General features: G+C 64.8%; 22 protein-coding genes and 2 riboswitches. Of the genes, 6 read left to right on the top strand and 16 right to left on the bottom strand.

Going from position 1 to position 24,575, the window contains the following annotated elements:
- Window positions 1–56 precede the first annotated feature (56 nt).
- The 4 genes from JQ616_RS14230 to JQ616_RS14215 all read right to left on the bottom strand — a co-directional run bounded on the left by JQ616_RS14230 (window position 57) and on the right by JQ616_RS14215 (window position 4,348).
- Window positions 57–899: an alpha/beta fold hydrolase gene (locus JQ616_RS14230; protein ID WP_212015270.1), complete on the bottom strand. Its 843-nt coding sequence runs from the start codon at window positions 897–899 to the stop codon at window positions 57–59.
- Between the two features lie 51 nt (window positions 900–950).
- Window positions 951–1,793, bottom strand: coding sequence for a transglutaminase family protein (locus JQ616_RS14225; RefSeq protein WP_212015269.1), 843 nt, complete (start codon window positions 1,791–1,793; stop codon window positions 951–953).
- A gap of 183 nt (window positions 1,794–1,976) precedes the next feature.
- Entirely contained in the window at window positions 1,977–2,921 is a 945-nt protein-coding gene (locus tag JQ616_RS14220; protein WP_212015268.1) for an alpha-E domain-containing protein, read from the bottom strand.
- An 8-nt stretch (window positions 2,922–2,929) separates the two neighbouring features.
- Entirely contained in the window at window positions 2,930–4,348 is a 1,419-nt protein-coding gene (locus tag JQ616_RS14215; RefSeq protein ID WP_163161604.1) for a circularly permuted type 2 ATP-grasp protein, read from the bottom strand.
- Between the two features lie 225 nt (window positions 4,349–4,573).
- Here JQ616_RS14215 and JQ616_RS14210 point away from each other — a divergent pair, with 225 nt between their 5' ends.
- The 3 genes from JQ616_RS14210 to JQ616_RS14200 all read left to right on the top strand — a co-directional run bounded on the left by JQ616_RS14210 (window position 4,574) and on the right by JQ616_RS14200 (window position 6,638).
- Window positions 4,574–5,326, top strand: a complete 753-nt coding sequence (locus JQ616_RS14210; protein WP_212015267.1) for a competence/damage-inducible protein A — start codon at window positions 4,574–4,576, stop codon at window positions 5,324–5,326.
- A gap of 6 nt (window positions 5,327–5,332) precedes the next feature.
- Window positions 5,333–5,860: a xanthine phosphoribosyltransferase gene (gpt, locus tag JQ616_RS14205; RefSeq protein ID WP_212015266.1), complete on the top strand. Its 528-nt coding sequence runs from the start codon at window positions 5,333–5,335 to the stop codon at window positions 5,858–5,860.
- Window positions 5,861–6,014: 154 nt separating this feature from the next.
- Window positions 6,015–6,638 (top strand): hypothetical protein, encoded by a 624-nt coding sequence (locus tag JQ616_RS14200; protein WP_212015265.1) that lies wholly within the window; start codon window positions 6,015–6,017, stop codon window positions 6,636–6,638.
- 16 nt (window positions 6,639–6,654) lie between these two features.
- On the opposite strand, the gene JQ616_RS14195 is transcribed toward JQ616_RS14200, so the two are convergent.
- Complete coding sequence (locus JQ616_RS14195; RefSeq protein ID WP_212015264.1) at window positions 6,655–7,677, bottom strand: methionine synthase; 1,023 nt, start codon at window positions 7,675–7,677, stop codon at window positions 6,655–6,657.
- Window positions 7,678–7,777: 100 nt separating this feature from the next.
- Between JQ616_RS14195 and JQ616_RS14190 the strand changes: the two genes are divergently transcribed.
- The 3 genes from JQ616_RS14190 to JQ616_RS14180 all read left to right on the top strand — a co-directional run bounded on the left by JQ616_RS14190 (window position 7,778) and on the right by JQ616_RS14180 (window position 10,167).
- Entirely contained in the window at window positions 7,778–8,482 is a 705-nt protein-coding gene (locus JQ616_RS14190) for a glutathione binding-like protein (RefSeq protein WP_212015262.1), read from the top strand.
- Between the two features lie 99 nt (window positions 8,483–8,581).
- Window positions 8,582–9,193, top strand: coding sequence for a 2-hydroxychromene-2-carboxylate isomerase (locus tag JQ616_RS14185; RefSeq protein ID WP_212015260.1), 612 nt, complete (start codon window positions 8,582–8,584; stop codon window positions 9,191–9,193).
- Window positions 9,193–10,167, top strand: coding sequence for an NADPH:quinone oxidoreductase family protein (locus JQ616_RS14180; protein WP_212015258.1), 975 nt, complete (start codon window positions 9,193–9,195; stop codon window positions 10,165–10,167). The genes JQ616_RS14185 and JQ616_RS14180 overlap by 1 nt, the downstream gene beginning before the upstream one ends.
- 95 nt (window positions 10,168–10,262) lie before the next feature.
- On the opposite strand, the gene JQ616_RS14175 is transcribed toward JQ616_RS14180, so the two are convergent.
- From JQ616_RS14175 to JQ616_RS14125, 11 genes are all read right to left on the bottom strand, one after another.
- A complete protein-coding gene (locus JQ616_RS14175) occupies window positions 10,263–10,937 on the bottom strand; it encodes an alpha/beta fold hydrolase (protein WP_212015256.1) in 675 nt (224 codons plus the stop codon).
- Window positions 10,934–11,824, bottom strand: a complete 891-nt coding sequence (locus tag JQ616_RS14170; RefSeq protein ID WP_050625555.1) for a crotonase/enoyl-CoA hydratase family protein — start codon at window positions 11,822–11,824, stop codon at window positions 10,934–10,936. The genes JQ616_RS14175 and JQ616_RS14170 overlap by 4 nt, the downstream gene beginning before the upstream one ends.
- 135 nt (window positions 11,825–11,959) lie before the next feature.
- A complete protein-coding gene (locus JQ616_RS14165; RefSeq protein ID WP_212015254.1) occupies window positions 11,960–13,378 on the bottom strand; it encodes an amidase in 1,419 nt (472 codons plus the stop codon).
- Window positions 13,371–14,543 carry a M20 aminoacylase family protein gene (locus tag JQ616_RS14160; protein ID WP_212015252.1) on the bottom strand — a complete coding sequence of 391 codons (1,173 nt, stop codon included), beginning with the start codon at window positions 14,541–14,543 and terminating at the stop codon, window positions 13,371–13,373. The genes JQ616_RS14165 and JQ616_RS14160 overlap by 8 nt, the downstream gene beginning before the upstream one ends.
- 5 nt (window positions 14,544–14,548) lie before the next feature.
- On the bottom strand, window positions 14,549–16,069 hold the full coding sequence (locus tag JQ616_RS14155) for a M81 family metallopeptidase (protein WP_212015250.1): 1,521 nt from the start codon (window positions 16,067–16,069) through the stop codon (window positions 14,549–14,551).
- A gap of 252 nt (window positions 16,070–16,321) precedes the next feature.
- Window positions 16,322–17,986: an ABC transporter ATP-binding protein gene (locus JQ616_RS14150; RefSeq protein ID WP_212015248.1), complete on the bottom strand. Its 1,665-nt coding sequence runs from the start codon at window positions 17,984–17,986 to the stop codon at window positions 16,322–16,324.
- Window positions 17,983–18,870 (bottom strand): ABC transporter permease, encoded by an 888-nt coding sequence (locus tag JQ616_RS14145; RefSeq protein ID WP_212015246.1) that lies wholly within the window; start codon window positions 18,868–18,870, stop codon window positions 17,983–17,985. The genes JQ616_RS14150 and JQ616_RS14145 overlap by 4 nt, the downstream gene beginning before the upstream one ends.
- Window positions 18,871–18,873: 3 nt before the next feature.
- Window positions 18,874–19,815: an ABC transporter permease gene (locus tag JQ616_RS14140; RefSeq protein WP_212015244.1), complete on the bottom strand. Its 942-nt coding sequence runs from the start codon at window positions 19,813–19,815 to the stop codon at window positions 18,874–18,876.
- A gap of 264 nt (window positions 19,816–20,079) precedes the next feature.
- Window positions 20,080–21,378 (bottom strand): ArgE/DapE family deacylase, encoded by a 1,299-nt coding sequence (locus JQ616_RS14135; RefSeq protein WP_212015242.1) that lies wholly within the window; start codon window positions 21,376–21,378, stop codon window positions 20,080–20,082.
- A gap of 320 nt (window positions 21,379–21,698) precedes the next feature.
- Complete coding sequence (locus JQ616_RS14130) at window positions 21,699–23,006, bottom strand: D-amino acid dehydrogenase (protein WP_212015241.1); 1,308 nt, start codon at window positions 23,004–23,006, stop codon at window positions 21,699–21,701.
- A 68-nt stretch (window positions 23,007–23,074) separates the two neighbouring features.
- A riboswitch (glycine riboswitch) is annotated at window positions 23,075–23,190 on the bottom strand.
- Between the two features lie 3 nt (window positions 23,191–23,193).
- A riboswitch (glycine riboswitch) is annotated at window positions 23,194–23,299 on the bottom strand.
- A gap of 86 nt (window positions 23,300–23,385) precedes the next feature.
- Window positions 23,386–24,516, bottom strand: a complete 1,131-nt coding sequence (locus JQ616_RS14125) for a M20/M25/M40 family metallo-hydrolase (RefSeq protein WP_212015240.1) — start codon at window positions 24,514–24,516, stop codon at window positions 23,386–23,388.
- Between the last annotated feature and the right edge of the window lie 59 nt (window positions 24,517–24,575).

Here is a 24,575-nt window from a genome sequence, read left to right as displayed (position 1 = left end):
CCATCAGATTGCACGACGATCATAGCAGAGACCGGCCGACGCTGCTGCGTCCGCGATCACGCGTCGAGAAAATCCAGCAGCGCAGCGTTGAACAGCGTGGGATCCTGCAGGAACGCGAAGTGGCTGACATTGGGCAGGATGAGCAGGCCTGCACCCGGAATGGTCGCCGCCATGTATTCGGTATGCTCGCGCTGGATGGCTTCGTCATGTTGGCCATCGGCGATCAGCACCGGCGCGCGGATCGTGCGCAACTGCGCGTCGGTCCAGTTCGGCTGGCTGTCCCACATCTTCTCGATCTGCTGCAGGAACTGGTCATACTCGCCGGGTGTCGGCGAGAGGCGCTCATATTCCGTTTTCGCCCGCGCGATGAACTGCGCGAAAGTCGGATCTTTGTCGACACCAGGCTTCAGGCCTGATGTCAGGGTGTTGGCGCCGAATGCAAACACGCTGACGACCCGATCGGGATGGCGCATCGCCATATCAAGCCCGATGATGGCGCCGTCGCTCCAGCCGACGATCGTCGCGCGCGGAATCTTGAGATGATCGAGCAACGCGACGACGTCATCGGTCATCAGATCGTACCCGAACGGCTGCGCATTGCGACTGCTGCGACCATGGCCGCGGCTGTCGACACAGATCACGCGATGCTTCCGCGCGACCTCCGGCACCTGCAGTCCGAAGTAATCGGAATTGGAAAGCCCGCCGTGTAGAAAGACCACCGGGCTGCCTTCACCGGTCTCGACATGAAACAGGCTGATCCCGTTGACCTCAGCGTGGGCGCTACGTCCTGCGATCGGCGCCGGCGTCGCTGGTAACGTTAGCCAGCGCTCAAGCGCGTCGGCGCGCGGGATGCGTGTCAGGCCGAACAGGGCGGTTGCGAGAAAGAGGCGCCGGTCCATGATGATCTCGCGCCAACAGACGCGCTCCGGAATGACGTGTGAGACGTCCGCCTACGACTGCGTCTGGCTCTGCCATTGGCCGGGACGTCCGGCCTGGTCGACCTTGACCGCGACCGTCAGTGTCTCGTTGCCGCCGCCATAGCGGGTGCCGCGGACCGGGGCAGCGCCGAGATAGTCGAGGCCGATCGCGACGCGGGCATGGGCGTCGGTGGTGCAGATGCCGTTGGCGGCGTCGAAGCCGACCCAGCCGAGATCGGGCACGAAGGCCTCGGCCCAGGCATGGCCGGCCTGCTGGTTGACCATGCCGTCGGAGCGCAGGAAGTGACCGGAGACGAACCGCGCCGGAACGCCGCCGGCACGCGCGCAGGCGATCAGGATGTGGGCGTAGTCCTGGCAGACACCGCGCTTCAGCGCGAACGCCTCGGAGGCCGAGGTGGCACTATTGGTCGGGTCCTCGTCGAAGGTCATGTGCTCATAGATCTGCGACATCAGCGCGTGCAGGAAGCCGAGCACGTCGTTGCCGGCCTGGGCGCGCAGCTCGCGCACGAAACTCGTCATCGCCGGGTTGAGGTCGGTCAGCGGCGTGGCGCGCAGAAACAGGCTCGGCGGAAACCGCTCGTCGCTGCCCTTCAGCACGCCACCGGTGTCCTGGGTCTCGACCAGGCCTTCGCAATGGATCGTGAGGTCGGTGATCGAACCATGCGTCAGCACATGGGTGACGTTGCCGAAGGCGTCCTCATGGGTGTCGAGCCGGGAATCGGTCGAGACGTCGATCTGCCAATCCGCGACATACTGGCCGTCATGGCTGCCCGGCGTCATCCGCAGAATCTGGATCACGCCCGAAGCCGAAGGCTCGTAGCGATAGGTGGTGGTATGGGCAATCCGCAGGCGCATTGGCTCAACCGGAGTTCAGTTGACGTCTTGGAGTAGGAGGCCGGGGACTTTCCGGGCACCTCGTCTTTCTTCCTAATCGGCCGGGAAAGCAAGACGCGGATAGCTGGGACGCCCCTGCGAAGACGCGCTTCGCGCTTTTGAGCCCGCCATGACGACAATTTGAGCGATTTTGGCCCGTATCGGTCAGATCAGGTACTGCTTGGTGATGATCTCACCCAGCCTCGAGTTATCGGCGATGAATTCCTGGATGAATTCGTGCACGCCGTGCTGGAAGATATCGTCCATGTGGCTGTGCTCGAGCCGATTCCTGATGCCGCGGGCGTGGCGCTGAGAGGCGCCCTGGCGGCCATAGGCGACGCCGATCTGGTCCAGATTGCGCACCAGATTGCTGTAGCAGCTGGCAAGCGAGCGCGGCAGCGTGTCGTTGAGGATCAACAGGTCGGCGATCAGCCAGGGTTTCAGGGTTTCCCGGTAGACCCAGTGATAGGCTGTCGTCGCCGACACCGAGCGCAGGATCGAGGTCCACTGGTAGTAATCCAGCGGGCCGCCGACATGCTCCTCCTCGGGCAGCAGCATGTGATACTTGACGTCGAGAATGCGGGCGGTGTTGTCGGCGCGCTCGAGATGAACCCCGAGCCGCGAGAACCAGTAGGCGTCGTTGCGCAGCATGGTGCGGTAGGCCGAGCCGTCGAAGCGCAGCGAAGTCTCCTGCACGAAGCGCAGGAATTTCGCCAGCTCCTCGCGATTGGCGGGACCCTTGTTCCAGACCGCCTGCAGCTCGATCCAGGCCGAATTGATGGTGTCCCACATCTCCGACGTCAGCGCGGTGCGGACCGAGCGTGAGTTGAGCCGCGCCGCCTCGATGCAGTTCTTGATCGATGCGGGGTTTGCGTCCGAGAAGGAGAGGTACTCGACGACGTTTCGTTCGTTGGCTTCTTCGTAGTGATCGTAGAAGCTCGGACCGACGCCGGCGGTGAGCAGCGCGGAATCCCACTCATTGGTCTTGCCGACATAGGCTGCGGGCAGCGCGGTGACGCGCAGCGTGGCATCGATCGTGCGCGCGAGATATTCGGCACGTTCGACGTAACGGGCCAGCCAGAACAGGTTTTCAGCGGTGCGCGACAGCATGCTTTCAACTACTCGCTCAGTATCCAGGTGTCCTTGGTGCCGCCGCCCTGGCTCGAATTGACCACGAGCGAGCCTTCCTTCAGCGCCACCCGCGTCAGCCCGCCGGGCACGATGGTGGTGTGGCTGGAGCCGGTCAGCACGAACGGGCGGAGGTCGACATGACGCGGCGCCAGACCCTTGTCGGTGCAGGTCGGGCAGGTCGACAGCGCCAGCGTCGGCTGGGCGATGAAACCTTCCGGCTCGCGCTTCAGCTTGTCGCGGAACGCCTCGATGGTCGCCTTGGTGGCGGCGGGCCCGATCAGCATGCCGTAGCCGCCCGAGCCGTGCACCTCCTTGACGACGAGGTCGGCGAGGTTGTCGAGCACGTAGGACAGATCCTGCGGTTCGCGGCAGCGCCAGGTCTGCACATTCTTCAGGATCGGCTCCTCGCTGAGGTAGAACTTCACGATGTCGGGCATGTAGGAATAGATCGCCTTGTCGTCGGCGATGCCGGTGCCGACCGCATTGGCGAGCGTGATGTTGCCGGCGGCATAGGCCGACATCAGCCCGGGGACGCCGAGCGCGGAATCCGGTCGGAAGGTGAGGGGATCGAGGAAATCGTCGTCGACGCGGCGGTAGATCACGTCGACCCGCTTCAGCCCTTCGGTGGTGCGCATGAACACCTCGTCGTTCTTGACGATGAGGTCGCGCCCCTCGACCAGCTCGATGCCGAGCTTGTCGGCCAGGAACGAATGCTCGTAATAGGCCGAGTTGTAGACGCCGGGCGTCATCAGCGCGACCGTCGGTTCAGCCGAGGCGCTGTGCGGCGCCACTGACCGCAGCGCCGACAACAGCTCGTCGGGATAGCGCTCGACCGGTGCGACGCGGTGCCGCGCGAACAGGTCCGGAAACAGCCGCATCATGATCTCGCGGTTTTCCAGCATGTAGGAGACGCCGGACGGCGTGCGCGCATTGTCCTCCAGCACGATGAAATTGTCCGGATCGGTGCGGATGATGTCGATGCCGGCGATGTGGACGTAGATGTCGTGCGGCACGTCCTGGCCGTTCATTTCGGGGCGGAAGACCGGGTTCTGGAAGATCAGGTCCTCGGGGATGATGTTGGCGCGCAGGATGTCGCGGCCGTGATAGATGTCCTTGAGGAACATGTTGAGCGCGAGCACGCGCTGCTTCAGGCCCTTCTCCAGCAGCGTCCACTCGGTCGCGGACATGATGCGCGGGATGACGTCGAACGGGATCAGCCGTTCCTGGGCTTCTGAATCGCCATAGACCGCGAAAGTGATGCCGATCCGGCGGAACAGCAGCTCCGCTTCCTGGCGTCGATATTCGAGCGCATCCGGCGGCGTCTCTTTGAGCCAGCGGGAGAGCTCCTGGTAGGCCGGGCGAAGGTCCTCGCCGAGGCCGTTCATCTCATCGAACGCGACTGCCATATATCCCGACTGCCCTCCCAAGCCATGAGACACAGTGCATGACTTGATGGGATGGTAGCAAGGGGCGGGCCAGCGCGATATGCATTGGCTTGTGGCATTTGCTAAGGGTGAGGCGGAAGGCCTGCCCGAAAAACCGGCTGAGGTCTGCTTAATTCGGCGGCAAAACCCCGTGACATCAAGGCATTGGATCGGCAATGTCAGGGGATCAAGTTAGGGAATGAGACCATGAGCGAGATCGTCACGGCGGGGATATTGGTGATCGGAGACGAGATCCTGTCCGGCCGGACCAAGGACAAGAATATCGGCTTCATCGCCGAATACCTGACCAATATCGGCATCGACCTGAAGGAGGTCCGCGTCGTCGCCGACGAGGAGGCCGACATCGTCGCCGCCCTTGATGCGCTGCGGCATCGGTACACCTACGTGTTCACGACAGGCGGCATCGGGCCGACCCATGACGACATCACCGCCGACAGCGTGGCGAAGGCGTTCGGGGTCGAGATCCATCATCACCCGGAGGTGGTGGCGCGGTTCAGGGAGCGCTGGAGTGAGCAGGACCTCAACGAGGCGCGGCTCAGGATGGCCCGGGTGCCCGACGGCGCCGAGCTGATCCAGAGCGCGACCATCCTGGCGCCGGGCTTCAAGCTCGGCAATGTCATCGTGATGGCCGGCATCCCGACCATCATGCAGGCGATGATGGATATCGTGGCGCCGACCCTGAAGTCCGGCGTGCGGATGCTGTCGGACTCGGTCCGCGCCGACGCGCGCGAGGGCGACATCGGTGGCCCGCTTCGGGCGATCGCGGAGGCCAATCCCGACACCATCATCGGCAGCTATCCGTTCCAGGACGAGAACCAGAAGCCGAACACCAATCTGGTGGTCCGCTCGCGCGATCCGGAGAAGCTCGCGGCGGCGATGGCCGCGGTGAAGGAGATGCTGAAGCAAGTACAGGCCGCGCAGAAAAAGCCGGCGGGTTGAAGCGATATGGTTGAGCGAAATTCTGAACCGAGTGCACAGGAACGGGCCGGCAGGCCGTTCCCGGTCTCGTGGGATCAATTCCATCGGGACTGCCGGGCGCTGACCTGGCGGCTCAATGAGGTCGGCCCGTTCCATGCGGTGGTCGCCATCACCCGCGGCGGGCTGGTGCCGGCGGCGATCGTGGCCCGCGAGCTCGGCCTGCGGGTGATCGATACGGTCTGCGTGGCCAGCTACGATCACGACAAGCAGGGCGACCTGAAAGTGCTCAAGGGCATTTCGGAACAGACCGCCAAGCTCGGCGGCGGCACCGGCAAGGGGCTGTTGATCGTCGATGACCTCGTCGATACCGGCAAGACCGGCAAGCTGGTGCGCGAGATGCTGCCCGACGCGCATTTCGCCACGGTCTATGCCAAGCCCAAGGGCCGGCCGCTGGTCGACACCTACATCACCGAGGTGTCGCAGGACACCTGGATCTTCTTCCCCTGGGATACCGCGCTGTCGTTCCAGCCGCCGATCAGGGATGGGGCGGCTTAAAAGTCACCTCGTCCCGCTTGCGGGGAGAGGTCGATCGCGCAGCGATCGGGTGAGGGGGACTCACCGCGGGTTCATCTCTCACTATATTTTCGCGGAAGCAGCCCCTCACCCCGACCCTCTCCCCGCAAGAGCGGGGCGAGGGGGAAACAGCAGCATGCCCCTGCAAAACCGCGTCACCCCAACCGGCGATATCGTCGCGTCAGAGCATCGCGGCACCTTCACCGGCAACCGCGGCATCATCCACGATCCGGCGACGCGGACGCTGTTGAACAAGCGATGGTCGTCGCCGGCGTGGCTCACCTGTGTCTGCGAGTTCAGGGGGCGGCGCCGCAAGGTGATGAGCCGGCAGAGCTGGACCGAACTGTTCTTCCTGGATGAAGCCACCGCCTTCGCGGCCGGGCACCGGCCCTGCTTCTACTGCCGCCGCGACGACGCCAACCGGTTTCGCGCCGCTTGGGAGCAAGGCAATGGCGTGAGCGATCTCAGCGCCAAGGCGATGGATGCAGTGCTGCATGCCGAACGGCTCGACCGCGGCAGGAAGCGGCTGCATCCGTTGCCAAAGCCGCTTGCCGAACTTCCCGATGGCACGATGGTCCAGGTTGATGGCGAGAGCTTTCTCGTTACAGCCGGCACCACGCTGCGCTGGTCCTTTGCCGGTTACGAGCGTGCAGCGGTCGCAGGCGCAGCGATCTTGCTGACGCCGCCGTCGACCGTCCGTGCATTTGCAGCCGGCTATCGGCCGATGCTGCATCCCAGCGCAGCGGCTGCTCTGGGCTGAGCCGCCGGCGCTGCGCTTATGCCAGCCGCTGCCGCGCCAGCTTTGCACCCGCGCCGAGCGCGATCAGCTTGGCTTCGGCGATATCCCGTCGCATCGGCGCCATGCCGCAATTGGTGGTGGCGATGATGTTGGCCTTCGGCACGTGCTTGGCGACCGCCTCGATCACCTTGACGACGTCCTCGGCAGTCTCGACCTCGTCGCTGGCGACGTCGATGACGCCGGCCTGCACGATCTTGCCAGGGAGTGCGGCGAGCAGCTCGATCGGCACCTTCGAATTGCGGCATTCGATCGCGACCTGCTGGATCGTGCTCTTGTCGATGACCGGGAAGGTCTCTTCATATTGCCGCCACTCGCCGCCGAGCGTCTGCTTCCAGTCGGTGTTGGCCTTGATGCCGTAACCGTAGCAGATGTGCACGGCGGTGGCGCAGGTCAGGCCCTCGGCGGCGCGCTCCAGCGCCTTGATGCCCCAGTCGCGCACCTCGTCCATGTAGACGTTGAAGGCGGGCTCATCGAACTGGACCATGTCGACGCCGTCGGCCTGCAACGCCCGAGCTTCCTGATTCAACAGCTCGGCGAAGGCGAACGCCATCTTGACGCGGTCGCCGTAATATTTGTCGGCGATGGTGTCGATGATCGTCATCGGGCCGGGCAGGGTGAATTTCAGTTTGTTTTTGGTGTGGGCGCGCGCCGCACGCGCCTCGCCCTCGTGGACGCGGCCCTTGAGCTGCAACGGCGCGACCACCTGCGGGACCATCGCTTTGTAGCGGTCCTTGCGGATGCCCATCTCGACCTTGTGGGCGAAATCGATGCCTTCGATCCGCTCCAGAAAGCCGTGCACGAAGTGCTGGCGCGCCTGTTCGCCCTCGGTGACGATATCGACGCCGGCATCCTCCTGCAGCTTGACTGCGAGCACGGTGGCGTCGCGCTTGGCGCGGGCGAGCTCGGCGCCTTCCGATTTCCACGGTGCCCACAGCATGTTCGGTTCGGCGAGCCATTCCGGCTTCGGTAGCGAGCCTGCGATCGTGGTTGGAAACAGCATGGGTGCCTCCCGATGGGTTCTGATTGAGCGCCTGTGTGCCATGTCCTAAGGTGGACGTACAGAACAACAAAAGTATTTGTGACAGGGAATAGGGACGCCGATGATCGACCTGCATTACGCGCCGACGCCGAACGGCTGGAAGATCTCGATCATGCTGGAGGAACTGGGGATACCCTACACGGTGATCCCGGTGAACATCCGCGCCGGCGAGCAGTTTCGGCCGGAATTCCTGGCGATCAGCCCGAACAACCGCATTCCCGCGATCGTCGACCGTGCCCCGGCCGACGGGGGCGGGCCGTTCTCGGTGTTCGAGACCGGTGCGATCCTGATCTATCTCGCCGACAAGACCGGCCGCTTCCTGTCGAAGGAGCTGCGTGCGCGGTCGAACGTCATCCAGTGGGTGATGTGGCAGATGGGCGGTCTCGGGCCGATGCTCGGCCAGCACGGCCATTTCGCGCTCTATGCGGCCGAGAAGATTCCCTATGCGATCGAGCGCTACCGCGACGAGACGGCGCGGCTCTATGGCGTGCTCGACCGTCAGCTCGGCAAGACCGGCGCCTATATCGCCGGCGACGATTATTCGATCGCCGACATCGCCTGCTTCCCCTGGACCATGACCCACAAGGCGCAGGGCTTCACCCTCGACGACTACCCGAACATCAAGCGCTGGTACGCGACCGTGCGTGCCCGGTCGCAGGTGCAGGCGGGGCTTGCGATTGGAAAATTCGTCAAGGAGCCGTTCGACGAGGAATCACGCAAGAACATGTTCGGCCAGCGTGCGAAGGAGCTGGTCGAGAAGAAATAACGTCCGTTATTCCGCGGCGCGACACAGTCGCGATGCCTGCGCCTTGCGGCGAACTCCGGAATGACGACAATGAACGAGGAAAAGACAAAGGGAAACGCCATGATCGAATTCTTCTTCGACTGTTCCAGTCCGTGGACTTACCTCGCCTGGCACAACATCCAGCCGATCGCGAAGGAGTTCGACACGCCGATCACCTGGCGGCCGATCCTGGTCGGCGGCATCTTCAACACCGTCAATCCCTCGGTTTACGCGCAGCGCGAGAAGCCGGTGCCGCTGAAGGCGCGCTACATGAAGAAGGATCTTGGCGACTGGGCGCGCTCGGCCGGTCTTGCGATCAAGATGCCGCCGACGGTGTTTCCGGTGAACAGCGTCAAGGCGATGCGCGGCTGCATCTGGCTCGGCAACGAGAAGATGGTGCCGTTCGCGCGCGCGGTGTTCGAGGCCTATTGGGGCGATGACAAGGACATCTCGCAAGATGCCGTGCTGACCGAGATCTGCAGCAAGCTCGGGATCGATCCGGCGCAGTTCCTTGCCGGCATCGGCGATCAGGCGATCAAGGACCAGCTCAAGGCCAACACCGAGGAGGTGATGGCGCGCGGCGGTTTCGGCTCGCCGACGATCTATCTCGACAAGACCGACATGTACTTCGGCAATGACCGCCTGCCGCTGATCCGCGAGGCGTTGGCCCGTCTCAAGGCGCGGGCCGCCTGATGCCGAAAGCCGTTGTTTGCCGCGAGCTCGGGCCGCCCGAGCGCCTTCAGCTCGAGACCTCTGCATCGGTGCCCCTGCAGCCGGGACAGGTCCGCGTTGCGATCCGTGCCGCCGGGATCAACTTTCCCGACATCCTGATGGCCGCCGGCGAGTACCAGCTCAAGCCGCCGCTGCCGTTCACGCCGGGCTCGGAGGCCGCCGGCGATGTCGTCGAGGTCAATGGTGCATCCGGTGTCGCCGTCGGCGACAAGGTGATCGTCAAGATGCGCTTCGGCGCCTATTGCGATGAGACGATCGCGGTGCCGTCGCAGCTCGTGCCGGTGCCGTCGACCTTCGACTATGCGGAAGGCGCGACCTTTCTTGCCGCGCACGGCACCGCGTATCACGCGCTGATCGATCGCGGGCAGATCAAGCCGGGTGAGGTGCTGCTGGTGCATGGCGCCGGCGGCGGCGTCGGGCTTGCCGCGGTAGAGATCGGCAAGCTGCTCGGCGCCACCGTGATCGCGGCGGCGTCATCCGAGGAGAAGCTTGCGATTGCCAAACAACGCGGCGCGGATCATCTCGTGCTCTATGCGCGCGAACCGTTCCGTGATGCGGTCAAGCGCCTCACCGACGGCCGCGGCGCCGATGTCGTGTTCGATCCGGTCGGCGGCGAGGTGTTCGAGAACTCGATGCGCTGCATCAACTGGGGCGCGCGGATTCTCGTCGTCGGCTTCACCGGCGGCATCGGCCTCGCCCGCACCAATCTGTTGATGATCAAGGGCGCGAGCGTGCTCGGCGTCCGCGCCGGCGAGGCGGTGCGCAAGGATCCCGCGCTCGGCGAGGTCAGGTTCAAGGCGCTGAGCGAATGGGCCGAGGCGGGCCGGGTGCGGCCAAATATCTCACACCGGCTGCCGCTGGAGGACTACGCGAAAGCGATGCGGCTGTTGATTGAGCGCAAGGCGATCGGGCGGGTGGCGTTGCTGACGCGATAGGTGCGCTGTGCGTAGGGTGGGCAAAGGAGCGCAAGCGACGTGCCCACCATCACGAGCAGTGTAGGAATTGGTGGGCACGCTGCGCTTTGCCCACCCTACGATTTCGTGAATTTCCCTTCTTTCAGAAACACAATCGTCTGAGTGATCGCTTCCCGATTTCGCACCAGCCAGGGATGCGAGGTACGGATCACGATGTGATCCGCCATGCCGTCGAGCCTGGTGTTGGCGACCGACACCCTTCCGTCATGCGGGCGCGGCAGCCCCATCGACGTGATCGGATAGACCGAGCGGTTGCCGGCGATGATGCCGGCCTCATAATCGATCGGCGGCAGCAGCGCGCCGGTCGCTGCATCGCGGCGGGTGACGAGCTGCTGGCCGGCCGGGCCGAAGAAGGCGCGGTACGGTGCGAGGTTCTTCAGGCGGTCGGCGATCTCGCTGCCGCCGTTCGGCGTGCCCAGCATCACGACGCGGCCGAGCCGGGCGGGGCGATGCCTTGCGAGGTAGACGCGCGCCACAAGGCCGCCCATCGAATGGCAGACGAAATGCACGGAGCCATCGAGGCCCTGCGCGAAGCGATCGAGCGCGGGGTAGATGTCCTCGGCCAGCGCGTCGAGCGGCTTGCGCCGGCTGTCATAGTCGAGATTGAGCGTGGCGAAGCCGACGTCGCCGAGCGCGAGCTCCATCCTGCGAAACGAACGCGCCGTCCTGCTGATGCCATGCAGCAGGACGACGCCGTCAGATGTGGACGCCGCGTGACGCCGTTCGCTCACTTATAGTCGCGCTCTTGCCACCACGGGAAATAGTCGGGCATGTCGGACGAGACCTTGTTCTTGAACTGCGCCGGGCGCTTCTCCAGGAACGACACCACGCCTTCCTTGACGTCCTCGGAGCGGCCGCGGGCATAGATGCCGCGGCTGTCGACCTTGTGGGCCTCCATCGGATCGTCGGCGCCCAGCATGCGCCACATCATCTGGCGGATCAGCGCCACCGACACCGGCGCGGTCTTGGCCGCGAACTCCTTCGCCAGCGCACGCGCGGTCGGCAGCAGCTCATCCGGCGGCACCACCTTGCTGACGAGCCGGCCGGCGAGCGCTTCCTGCGCCGGGAACACGCGGCCGGAGTAGCACCACTCCAGCGCCTGCGAGATGCCGACGATGCGCGGCAGGAACCAGCTCGAGGCGGCCTCCGGCACGATGCCGCGCTGGGAGAACACGAAGCCGAAACGCGCCGCTTCCGACGCAATGCGGATGTCCATTGCAAGCTGCATGGTGACGCCGATGCCGACCGCGGGACCGTTCACTGCGGCGATGACAGGCTTCAGGCACTTGAAGATGCGCAGCGTCACCTGGCCGCCGCCGTCGCGGACCTGCGGATCGCTGTAGTCGACGCTGCCGTCGGCATTGCGCTTGACCGGGCCGCGCCGCGCATCGCGGTCGAAGGTGTTGGCGCCGGAGGAGAGGTCGGCGCCGGCGCAGAAGCCGCGGCCTTCACCGGTCACGATGATCGCCCTGACGTCGTCGTCCTTGTCGGCCTTGTCGAACGCGTCGATCAGCTCCTGCTGCATCGTGGCGTTGAAGGCGTTGAGCTTGTCGGGCCGGTTCAGCGTGATGGTCAGGATCTGCTCGGCGACCTCGTACTTGATCGTCTCATACGCCATGGGGATGATTTCCTCTCGGTTTTCTTGAATGAACGGCGCTGGCGCGCGTCTCCATTCAGTTAACCCGGCAATCATCCCTTGTGAAGAAGTCGGATGCGCGAGCCTGGCTCTGCGCATCCGACTTGCGTTGAGGCGCTACTTCTTCGGCGGCGCCGGCCACGGCTTCTGCGGGCCGCGCAGGCCTTCGAATGCCTTGCCCATGCCGAGCACGCCGATGTCGTCGAAGCGGCGGCCGATGATCTGCACGCCGATCGGAAAGCCCTTCTTGTCGTAGCCGGCGTTGATCGACAGCGCCGGATTTTCCGACATATTCCATGGCACGGTAAAGCAGATGTGCTCGAACGGCTTTGCCGGGTCGTTGAGCGGTGCGGCGAACTCCGCCGGGAAATTCACCACCGGCGACACCGGCGAGATCACGTAGTCGACCTCGCAGAACAGCTTTGCGGCGGCCGCGCGGATCGCCATCGTCTGGTTGAAGCCGCGCACCACTTCGACGCCGGAGAGTTTTGCACCGGCCTCGGCCCAGTTGAGGATGTAGGGCAGCGTCTTGCCGCGGTCGGCCTGCGACAGTTTCGACAACTCGTCCCAGGTCCGCGCGCGCCAGAAATTATCGAGCCCTTCGAGCATCTCGGGCGTCAGGATGCCGTCGATTTCGGTGATCACGGCGCCGGCGGACTCGAACGCCTTCGCCGCCTTGACCACGGCCTCGCGGACTTCCTTCTCGACCTTCTGGCCGGATCCGGCATCGAGCATCAGCCCGATGCGCAGCTTGCGCGGCGACTTCTCCAGCGCCTTCCAGTTCACTTCCAGCGCCGGCAGGCTCATGCCGTCGCGACGATCGGGGCGCGACAGCACGCTCATCATCAGCGCGGCATCGTCAACGGTGCGGGTCATCGGGCCCGCGACGCGGCCGACATAGGGCGGGTCGATCGGCACGCGGCCGAGGCTCGGCTTCAGTGCGACGAGGCCGCACCAGGAAGCCGGCAGCCGCACCGAGCCGCCGATATCGGTGCCGAGATGCAGCGGGCCGTAGCCGGCAGCACCGGCCGCGCCCGCGCCGGAGCTCGAGCCGCCGGGATTCTTGCTGACATCCCAGGGATTGCGGGTGAGGGGATGGAACGACGACAGTCCCGACGACAGCATGCCGTAATCCGGCATCGTGGTCTTCGAGAAGATCACGCAGCCGGCTTCGCGCAGCCGCGCGGCGGGCGGCGCATCCTTCTCGGCCGGCGCAAGCTTGACGCTGGCGGCACCCAGCGGCACCGGCTGCCCCTTGGTCGCGACGTTGTCCTTGATGGTGACGGGCACGCCATCGAGCGTGCCGGCCGGCTCGGCCTGCTGCCAGCGCTCGGTCGAAGCCTTGGCGACCTTCCGCGCCCCATCAGGGTCGTACAGATACAGCGCCTTGATGTGCGGCTCCCAGGTCGCGACCTGGGAGATGATTTCCTCCAGCACCTCGGAGGGCGAGAACTGCTTGGCACGATAGCCGGCGAGCAGGTCGACGGCGGAGAGATCGTGCAGCGACGTGATGGCGTCCGCTTTCGGCTTATGCATGCGCACCTGCCGGCATACGTTTCTCGATGATGCGGGCGAACATGCTGGCGCCGATCGGCAGGATCTTGTCGTCGAGAACGTAACCGGGATTGTGCACGGGCACTGAACCGTCATGACCGACCCAGAAATACGCGCCGGGAACGGCCTGCATCATGTCTGCGAAATCCTCGCTGCCCATCTTGGGCGTCGAGCGGGTGATCACCTTTGCCGGATCGACGACGGTGCGCGCGACGTCCTCGACCACGCGGGACTGCTCTTCCTGATTGACCAGCACGCTGAAGCCGTCGCGGATCTCAACCGAGATTTCAGCTTCATATGCCGCCGCAAAGCCGGCGCAGATCTCGCGCATGCGCTTGCGGATCAGCGCGCGGATCTCCTCGGAGAAGCAGCGCACCGTGCCGCACATCCAGGCATCGCCGGGAATGACGTTGTAGGCCGAACCGGAATGGATCTGGGTGATCGACAGCACCGCTGCCTGCAGCGGATCAACGTTGCGGCTGACGATCGACTGCAGCGCCTGTCCGAGCGTCATTGCGATCACGACCGCGTCCTTGGAGCGTTCCGGCATCGCACCATGGGCGCCATAGCCCTGGATCCGGATGTCGAAGAAGTCGGCGGCGGCCATTGCCGGGCCCGGCAGGATCGCGATCTCGCCATGGTTGAGGTCGGGCGCGTTGTGCAGGCCGTAGACCTCGTCGCAAGGGAACTGCTTGAACAGGCCGTCCTTGATCATGGCGCGCGCGCCGCCGAGGCCTTCCTCGGCCGGCTGGAAGATGAAGTGCACGGTGCCGTCGAAATTGCGGGTCTCGGCGAGATAGCGCGCCGAGCCGAGCAGCATCGTGGTGTGGCCGTCATGGCCGCAGCCGTGGAAGCGGCCGGGGATGGTCGAGCGCCACTTCAGATTGGTGTTCTCTTCCATCGGCAGCGCGTCCATGTCGGCGCGCAGGCCGATCTTCTTGGTGCCGTTGCCCTTGCCCTTGAGCACGCCGACCACGCCGGTGCCGCCGAGGCCGCGATGCACCTCGATGCCCCAGCTCGTCAGCTTGTCGGCGACGATGCCTGAGGTCCGTACCTCCTCGAAGCCGATCTCGGGATGCGCATGCAGATCCCGTCTGATGGCGGTGAGTTCGTCGGCAAAACTGTCGATGCGCTCAATGGTCGGCATGGTCTCTATCCGTTTGTGCGTGATGGGGAGGTGGGTGTGAAAGTCGTGCCGTTAGGCTTGATACGAATGCCGGGCCGCAAATGTTTCCACGGCAGCGTGGCGGGATCGGCGGGCATCGGCCCGGGCGCGGCGCAGATCAGCAGCTTTTCGGCGATCGGCTCGAAATCGGCGCGGAAATGCACCGAGCTCTTGTTGACCAGGATCTTCTGCGCGGTCGGCTCGATGCCGACATAGCGGTACATCGCCTGGTCCGCGAGCTGTGCCTTGTAGGAGCCGACCACCACGCGGACGTCGCCGACCCGCAGGCAGGCCGACGGTCCCATATCCATGTCGCGGCCGCCGTAAAACGGCCCAGGCGCGACGAACCGTCCGTCCGAGAGCTGCTCGACGACGAATGTTTCCCTGTAAGGTGTGTCGCCCGGAATACCGGACTTGCCGCCGAGATCGAGCGTGACCGTCGCGCCGACGCCGGCCGCGTGCGCAGCGCGCGCCGATTGCGGGTCGCAGATCACGCCGGTGGCCGCACTTGCTCCGTTGCGCACCAGCGCACGCAGCATGCCCGTGGTGTCGGAATTGCCGCCGGCGCCGGGATTGTCCTGGGTGTCGGCGATCACGATCGGCTTCGACGCCGATGCCGCGAGCTTCATCGCAAGCAGCACGCCCTCGTCGGGCGTATGGATCGGGCCGTCGAAATCGTTCTCGTGGCTTTCCACCAGTGCGACGATGCTGTCGGCGGCAGCGTCGGCATCGGCCTGGGTCCGGCCGTAGGCGAATACGCTCGGGCCGCAGTCCCTGATATCGGCGGCCGGGAAGCCGAACGCAAACGAAAGCGTCGGAACCGCGTCGCTCTCCAGCGCCGCAAGCTTCTGATAGATGCCCTTGGCCGGCTGGTCGTTGGTGCACTGCCAGCTGATCGCGATCAGGAACGGCACCTGCCGGAACGCCTTTGCGAGACGTTGCTTGGATTGGAGCAACAAGGCCAAATGCCTGGCGCAGGCGCGGCCGGTGTCGGCCATGTCGACATGCGGATAGGTACGGTAGGCGATGAGTGCATCGGCATGTTCGATCATCTCGGGTGAGACGTTCGCGTGCAGATCGAGGCTCGCGACCAGCGGAATGTCCTTGCCGATCGCCTGGCGCACGCGGGCGAGGATTTCGCCTTCGCCGTCGTCATGGTGCTCGGTCACCATGGCGCCGTGCAGGTCGAGATAGACGCCGTCGATCGGCCCGGCTGCGACGATGCCGTCGACCATGTCCTTGACGATCCGCTCGAAGGCGTCCTTTGTCACATGTGCCGACGGGGTCGCACCGGTCGCAATCGTCGGCGCCAGCTCCCAGCCATTGGCTTCCGCCGCCTCGACAAAGCCGGCGAGGCCGGCATTGATCTTGCGCATGACCTTGAGCACCTCGGCGCCACGCGTCATCGACGGCCAACCGCCGCCATGCACGAAGTCGTCATAGGTCGCCTTCGTCGGTGCGAAGGTGTTGGTCTCGTGCAGGAAGCCGCCAACGGCAATGCGGGTCATCAAGTTGGTCTCGATACGTTTCTTCGATCATGGTGCGACTGGAATGGTTCGCAACACAATCTGATCTCGTTGGTCGGAGCGTGATCTCTCGGGAAAACCGGTGCCCACCCCAAGCTCATGCTCTAGCGCGCGACGTTAAGCGTGTCGTCGCGCCAAGCGCAAGCCGGGGAGCACTTCCGGATTTGCATGCCCTATGGGCGTAAAGCCCAAGGCCAGATTCAAGGCCAGGCCATGAGCCTTACGGCTAAAGACCTAGGCCGTTGCCACAATGCCTTCCGAAACAGGGCGGAAGTTCGCGAAATCCCAGCCGCGACCGGGCGCCGCATCGAGCAGCGCGCGGGTATAGGCCTGCTGCGGATTGGTCAGCACTTCCGCGGCCGGTCCCTGTTCCACGACACGGCCATGCTGCATCACGGCGACGTCGTCACAGATCTGGGCGGCAACCCGCAAATCATGCGTGATGAACAGCAGCGCGATGCCCAGCCGCCGCTGGATCTCGTCAAGCAGATCGAGCACCTGCGCCTGCACCGAGACGTCGAGCGCGGACACCGCCTCATCCGCCACCAGCACGTCGGGATCGAGCGCCAGCGCGCGTGCGATCGCGATGCGCTGGCGCTGGCCGCCGGAGAACTGGTGCGGGTAGCGCGAGATCGCGTCGGGCGGCAAATGGACCAGCTCGAGCAGCTCGCGGGCGCGTGCCAGCGCGTCCTTGCGTGGCATGCCGTAATTGATCGGGCCCTCCGCGATGCTCTCGCCGACGGTGACGCGCGGATTGAGCGAGCGATAGGGGTCCTGGAAGATGATCTGGATCTTCTGGCGATGCGGCTGCAACAGCCGGCGCGACAGGTCGGAGATCTCGCGGCCGGCAAGCCGCACCCCGCCCGAGGTCGGATCGATCAGGCGGACGATGCAGCGCGCCACCGTCGATTTGCCGGAACCGCTTTCGCCGACGATGCCGAGCGTGCGGCCCTTGCGCAACGTCAGCGTGACGTTGCTGGCGGCGGCGACCTCGCGGGCTTTGCCGTACAGCGAGCGCTCCCGGTAGACCTTGCAGAGCTCGTTGGCCTCCAGCACCACCGGCTCGGTCGTCTCCGGGCGTGGCGCGCGCGGCACGAGGCTCGGCACCGAGGACAGGAGGTTGCGGGTGTACTCCATCTTGGGCGTGCGCAGCACCTCCTGCAGTGAACCGGCTTCGACCAGCCGTCCGTGGCGCATCACCGCGACGCGGTCGGCGATCTCGGCCACCACGCCCATGTCGTGGGTGATGAAGAGAACCGCGGTGCCGTGGTCGCGCTGCAGGTCGCGGATCAGCGCGAGGATCTGCTTCTGGGTGGTGACGTCGAGCGCCGTGGTCGGCTCGTCGGCGATCAGGAGCTTCGGTTCCAGCACCAGCGCCATCGCGATCATGATGCGCTGGCGCTGTCCGCCGGACAGGCGGTGCGGGTAGGAGGAGAAGATGCGCTGCACGTCCGGCAGCCGCACATGCTCCATCATCGCCAGGATCTTCTGGCGCCGCGCGCGGGAGTCGAGATCGGTGTGGGCGCGCAGCACCTCGTCGATCTGGCGGCCGACCGGCACCACCGGATTGAGCGCGGTCATCGGCTCCTGGAAGATCATCGCCATCCGCGTGGCGCGGAGCTGGCGCAGCCGCCGGTCGCTGGCGGTGAGCAGTTCTTCGCCGACCAGCTTGACGCTGCCGCCCGACGGCACCAGCGTGCCCTTCTGCAGCAGGCCCATCGTGGTCAGCGAGGTCACCGACTTGCCGGAGCCGCTTTCGCCGACCAAGCACAGCGTCTCGCCCTCGCGTACCTGCAGCGAGAGGTCGTCGATGATGCGATGCGCGTCCGCCTTGCGGCCGAGGCCGACGACGAGGTTGTTGATGTCGAGGACGACGTTGGAAGAGTTGGTTGCGGTCACTTGCCCTCACGCTGCTTCATGCGGGGATCGAGCGCGTCGCGGGCGGCGTCGCCGATCAGATTGATGCTGAGAATGGCGATCGAGAGCAGCAGCCCCGGCCAGAAGATCAGCGACGGCTTGACCTGGAAGAAGGCACGGCCCTCGGCCATGATGTTGCCCCAGGTCGGCGTCTCCGGCGAGATGCCGGCGCCGAGGAACGACAGGATCGCCTCGGTCAGGATCGCGGATGCGCAGACATAGGTGCCTTGCACGATCAACGGCGCGATCGTGTTCGGCATCAAATGCCGCCACATGATCTTGGGCAGGCTGGAGCCGAGCGAGATCGCGGCCTCGACATAAGGCTCTTCGCGTGCGGTCAGCACCACCGAGCGCACCAGCCGCGCCACCCGCGGGATCTCGGGGATGGTGATCGCGACCATCACTGTCCAGATGCTGGCGCCCGACAGCGACACCACGGCGATCGCGAGCAGGATGGCGGGGATCGCCATCAAGCCGTCCATCACGCGCATCATCACGGCATCGACCCAGCGGAAGAAGCCGGCGACGAGGCCGATCAGGAGCCCGACGGCGATCGAGCAGACGGCGGCGCCGAGCCCGATGATCAGCGAGATCCGCGCGCCGTAGATGATGCGCGACAACAGGTCGCGTCCATAGGCGTCGGTGCCGAGCAGATATTGCGCGCTCGACGGCTTCAGCCGCTGCGACGGTGTCAGCAAGAGCGGATCATGAGGCGCAAGGAGCGGCGCGAAGATCGCCATCAGGATGATGAGAGCGAGGCAGATCGTCGCAACCGCGATGATCGGTGTCGAGGTCAGGAAGCCGAACTTGACGCGGAACGGCCGGGTGACGGGAATCGTGGATTCCGGAAGGGTTTCAATCGCCATTGCTCAGTACCGGATACGAGGATCGAGCAGGGTGTAGGCAACGTCGATCAACAGATTGACGCCGACATAGATGCCTGATGTCAACAGGATCATGGCCTGGATCACCGGATAGTCGCGCGCCAGCACCGCATCGACGGTGAGGCGGCCGATGCCGGGCAGGTTGAACACGCTCTCGGTGACGACGACGCCCGAGATCAACAGCGCGAAGCCGGAGCCGATCACGGTGATGACCGGCACCGCAGCGTTGCGCAGCGCATGGCGCAGCAGCACGCCGGCTTCGCCGATGCCCTTGGCGCGCGCCGTGCGCACGTAGTCCTCACCAAGGACGTCGAGCATCGAGGCCCGCGTCATGCGCGCGATCAGCGCGACATAGATGAAGGAGAGGGTGCAGGTCGGAAGGATGATGCGCTCGAAGAACGGACCGAAGCCGGCCGAGATGCTCTTGAAGCCCTGCACCGGCACCCAGCGCAGGTCGATCGCGAACACCTGGATCAGCACGTAGCCGATCACGAACACCGGCACCGAGAAGCCGAGCACCGAAAGCCCCATCACGCAGCGGTCGATCCAGGTGCCGTGCTTCCACGCCGCGATCACGCCGAGCGGCACCGCCACCAGGATCGAGAGGACGATGGTGGCAAGCGCGACCGAGATCGACGGCTCGAGGCGCGGGCCGATCATCTCGAGGATCGGCTTGTTCGAGATCAGGGAAACGCCGAGGTCGCCATGCAACAGCTTGGCGACCCAGGTGTAGAACTGGATGTAGATCGGCTCGTTGAGACCGAGCGAGGTCCGGATGCGTTCAAGCTGTTCCGGCGTCGCATTGTCGCCGGCCAGGATTGCGGCGGGGTCGCCCGGCGTCAGCCGCAGCAACAGGAACACGAACAGGGCCACCACGCCCATCACGGGAATGGCAGCGAGGATGCGGCGGATGAGATAGCCGAGCATCGTTGCTATCTCCTCCCGTGCGATGGTGCGAAGCGAAGGCTGGGCCGCATCATACTCATGGTGTCCCCGTGATGTGTCTCATGCGCTTCTGCGTCTTTGTCTCAAGGCCAGCGCGAACGTGATGAATTTGCAGGCAAATACTGTGCCAATGGCGACGTTATATCAAGGCGCGGTTCGGGCCGTTGGAGGCCTCCCTTGGTCTGATGCTGCACTTTCGAATTGCACTTGTCGTCATGTGCCACCGACCTGAAGCGACAAGTTCATTCACGCTCTCACCACGCCGCACCAGTTGGCGACGAACAGTGCGATGCTCTGCGTTGTCTTGCGAAGGCTGTCGAGCTCGACACGTTCGTTGAACGCGTGGGGACCGACACCGTAAGGACCATAGCAAAGCGCAGGGATGCCGTAATCGACGCAATAGTAGCGGGTGTCGTTGACGGCCGTCGACAGCCGCTCCTGCATCGGAGCCTGGAAGATCGAATGATGGGCCGCCGACAGAGCTGCTTCCGCTTCGCTGCCAGGCTCGCAGACGGCTGCGTCGGCCTGAAAACCGCTCCACACGAGCTCGGCCGGATTGTCGGACAGGAACTCGTCGGCCTTGTGGGCTTCGGCCAGGCACTCCTCGATGCCACGCATCGCCTGCTGAGGTGTCTCGCCCGGGAGCAGACCGAGCCGGCAATCCAGCTCGCACCACGCTGCGGTCGAACTGGCCCAATCGCCGCCCTTGATGATTCCGACGTTGAACTTGATCGGGTTCTTGACAGTGCGGAACCAGCTGTTGTCGAGCGCACGGGCATTGAGCGCCTTGGTGTAATCCTGAAACGCGCGCACGAGGTGCATCGCCGACAGGATGGCGCTCGTGCCGGTCTCCGAATAGGCGACATGTACCGGCGTGCCGCGGACGCGCAGGCGAAACCAGACGGCGCCGACCTGGGCGCGCGTCAGCGTGTGTCCGGTCGGTTCGGGAATGAGGCAAGCGTCGGCGCGATAGCCGCGCATCAAGGTCGACAGTGCACCGTTGCCGGTGCTCTCTTCCTCGGTCACGGTCTGCAGGTGGACGCGACCGCCCGGGGCATAGCCGGCGTCGCGGATCGCATCGAGCGCGAAGATCATCGCCGAGACACCGGCCTTCATGTCTTGCGCGCCGCGCCCGAACATCCAGCCGTCTTGCACGGTGCCCGAGAACGGCGGCTGGTCCCAAAGATCAGCGGGCCCCTCCGGCACCACGTCGATATGACCTTGCAAGATCAGGCTGCGACCGCTGCCTTTGCTGTTGAGCGTCGCAACGACCTGCCGCGATCCGGCAAGATCGATGCCGTCCATTGGTGCAGCTTTCGGGTGGCTCATCAGATCGACGTCCGCAAGGCTGAACGCGTCGACGTCGTAGCGGCGCTTTGCGAATTGCTCGGCCAGCCAATGTTGTTGTGGTGCTTCCTGTCCGCGCAGGCTGCGGAACTGCACCATGCGCGACAGGAACGCGATCTGATCGTCGAAGTTTCGATCAATGGCCGCGCACAGCTCTGCGGCAATCTGATCCGGCTTGGTCAACGTCTCAGCTGTCATGTCGCGCCCATCGTGCAGCTCAGTGCAGAGGTCCGAGCTTTGACAATTTCGGAAAGGCGGCGCGCGAAGCCGATGCGCGTGCCGGTAGCAAGACTGCGTGTCCGTCCGCTGAAGAGATCGCTGTCGGCAGACATGCCGTCCACGATCCCGCACCGGGCCGCAATGTCATGCGTGCCCGCCACTCCAATGCGCATTGTCCCCTCCGGCGATGAAGCGTTTTTCCCCATTGTGACGCTAGTTCCTATCGCGCGGTGTTTCTCGGCGAATTCCGACTTGGCCACAGGCAAATGCGCTCATATTCTTCCTCTTCGGCCCGGTAATTAGGGGAAAGCTGCGCGGGCAGGCTCGGCCGCACCGACCTGTGACGGCACCATTGAAGGCGTATCGAGGTCGCGCCAGTCGTCGATCGCGCCTGCGACCATCTGGGCAGTTGCGGCCGACAGCGTCCAGCCGAGATGGCCGTGGCCGGTGTTGTAGAACACGCCCGGAATCCGGCCGGCGCGCACCACCGGCATCATGTTCGGCATCATCGGGCGCAGACCCGCCCACGGTACGACTTTCGACGTATCGATCCCGGGGAAATGATGCCGCACCCAATCCACCAGCGGCTGGATGCGGTCGGCCCTGATATCGCGGTTGAAGCCGTTGAACTCGGCGGTGCCGGCGACGCGGAAGCGATCGGCGCCGAGCCGGCTGGTGACGATCTTGGCGGCTTCGTCGAGCAGGCTGACGGTCGGCGCGGCATCCCGGCTTTGCGGCGCGTCGAGCTGCACCGTGATCGAATAGCCTTTCACCGGATAGACGTTGACGCGGTCGTTGAGCAGACCCGCGAAGTGACGGCTCGCGACCCCAGCGCAAATCACGATGCCGTCTGCCTGCAACTCGTGCCGCGTCAGGACTTCGGCATCGTGTGAAGCCGCTTCATTCCAGCCGACGCGGAAGCCGTCATCGCCGCGCGTGATCGTGTCGACGTCAGCCTCATGGATGAAGGCCGCGCCACGGCGGGCGCAGGCGTCGGCAAGGCCGCGCGTGAATTTGTGGATATCGCCGGTCGCATCCGACGGCGTGAAGAAGCCGCCATAGCAAGCCGTCTGCAGCGCGGGCTCGATGGTGCGGATTTCGTCCGGTGTTACCGGCCGGCGGTCGAGCCCGCCTTGCTGCAGCAGCGTGTTGACCCGTAGGCCCGCCTCGAAGCCGGCCTTGTCGTGATAGACGTGCAGGATGCCGCGGCGTTCGAGATCGAAAGCAATGTTCTCGCGTTGTGCGATCGAGAACAGATGCTTGCGCGCTTCAATTGCGAGCCGCGTGGTTTCGATGGTGTTGCTGCGATAGCGCGCAATGCCGCCGATGAACTCGCCGATCCAGGAATATTTGTGCCAGCTCGGCTTCGGATTCATCAGCAGCGGCGCATCGCTTCTCAGCATCCAGCGCAGCCCCTTGAGAATGGTCGCGGCGCTGTTCCAGACTTCGGCGTTGCTGGCGGAAAGCTGTCCGCCATTGGCGAACGAGGTTTCCATCGCGGCGTAGCGGTGTCTGTCGAGCACAGACACCTTGTAGCCGCGTTCGAGCAGGGCATAGGCCGTCGTCACGCCGGTGATGCCGGCGCCAATGATCGCAATGTGAGGCATGGTGGTCTACAGGCTCCCGTGGGTTAGAGTCGCTGAACCGCCGGCAAAACCGGCTGTTTCAGCGCCCCATCTGTCACGGTACCTGAGAGCTTGATCCGCATCGGGCCTGAGCCCGACAGCGAACTATCCCCTTCGGTGGACGTCATGGCCCTTGATGTGCGGCCATGTCCGTCTCTCTCCAGATCGTCCTGACGATACAGTCCTTTTGCCTGAGAGTTTCCGGGGCGGTTGCTCCGTCGGCGCCGAACCAACAACACGAATGTTGTCGCTTCGATCTCTCCCGCATCGTCGTGTTGGACGGCCGGACCGTAGGCGAAGCCTTAAAATTGGACAAGGCTAAATTTCGATCCGGCAGTGCCAACGTGTTGTGCAGTGCAAATCAGTCCAGCGTCGCCAACAGCGCCGCCATCAGGCGGCCGCGCTCGACGAGGCTGTCGACCTCGATATGTTCGTTCAAAGTATGAGCGTCGGCACCGCGCACGCCGAGGCCGTCGAGGGTAGGGATACCCATCGCACCGGTGAAGTTGCCGTCCGAGCCGCCGCCGGCGCTGCCGTGCGGCAAATCAAGACCCATATCGGAGGCGAGGCGCTTCGCCTTTTCATAGAGCGCCATAGTGCCGGCGTCGGGCTCCCACACCGGGCGCGTGACGCCCCGCGTGACCTTGAACGTCACGTCATTTGCCGTACCCGACAGCGCCAGCATGCGTTCGACGCCGCGGTCGAGATCGGCCTGGCGCTTGGCCATGCTGAGCGCTTCGCCGGTGCACGTCGTTGCAACGCAATTGACCCACTGGCCGCCATGCACGATGCCGACGGAGAAGGTGCAGTCCTCGGTGGTCATGCCGTCGATGGCGATGATCTGGCGGGCCATTTCGCGGATCGCGGAGCGGCCGGAGGACAGCGTCGCGCCGGCATGGCTCGGCTTGCCGGTGGCTTCCAGATTGAAGCGCGCGATCGCGTAGCGGCCGGTGACGACGCCGTTGTTCGGCCGGCCGGGCTCCGGCACCAGCACATATTTGTTGCGCGCGGCTTCCGCCTCGATGATGTCGCGCGTCGACGGCGTGCCGACCTCTTCATCTGGTGTGAACAGCACGGTGATCGGCAGCGGCGTCGTGAAGGACGCGCGGGCCAATTGCCGGATCGCCTCGATCGACAGATAGTTGCCGCCCTTCATGTCGAAGATGCCGGGTCCAAAGCATTTGTTGCCTTCGCGGCGCCATGTCAGCTTCTCGATGGTGCCGACCGGGTGCACGGTGTCGAGATGGCCGGCAATCAGGATGCCGGGCTGGCCTTGCTTCGGATGCGGAAAGCGGGCGCGGACGCAGCCGGCAAAGCCCTGGCGTCCGGCGATGCGTTCGATGGTCGCACCCATGACCGCCATCTCGCGCGCGGCGAGATCGAGCATGCGCTCGACCGCGGCCGCGTCCCAGGTCGGGCTCTCGCATTCCACCCAGCTGCGCAGGCCCTGCAGCATCGCTTCGGAATCAAAGGGGAGATTGGCGGGGTTCATCGTTGTTCTCTCTTGTTGTTATGACGGCGCCGGCATCGCGCGGCGCACACGAAAATCTC

Origin of the sequence: Bradyrhizobium tropiciagri, from assembly GCF_018130545.1 — a bacterium.
Taxonomy (GTDB): domain Bacteria; phylum Pseudomonadota; class Alphaproteobacteria; order Rhizobiales; family Xanthobacteraceae; genus Bradyrhizobium; species Bradyrhizobium tropiciagri_A.
The sequence above is the reverse complement of the archived record's forward strand: the minus strand, read 5'-3'. Positions and strand labels throughout refer to the sequence as shown.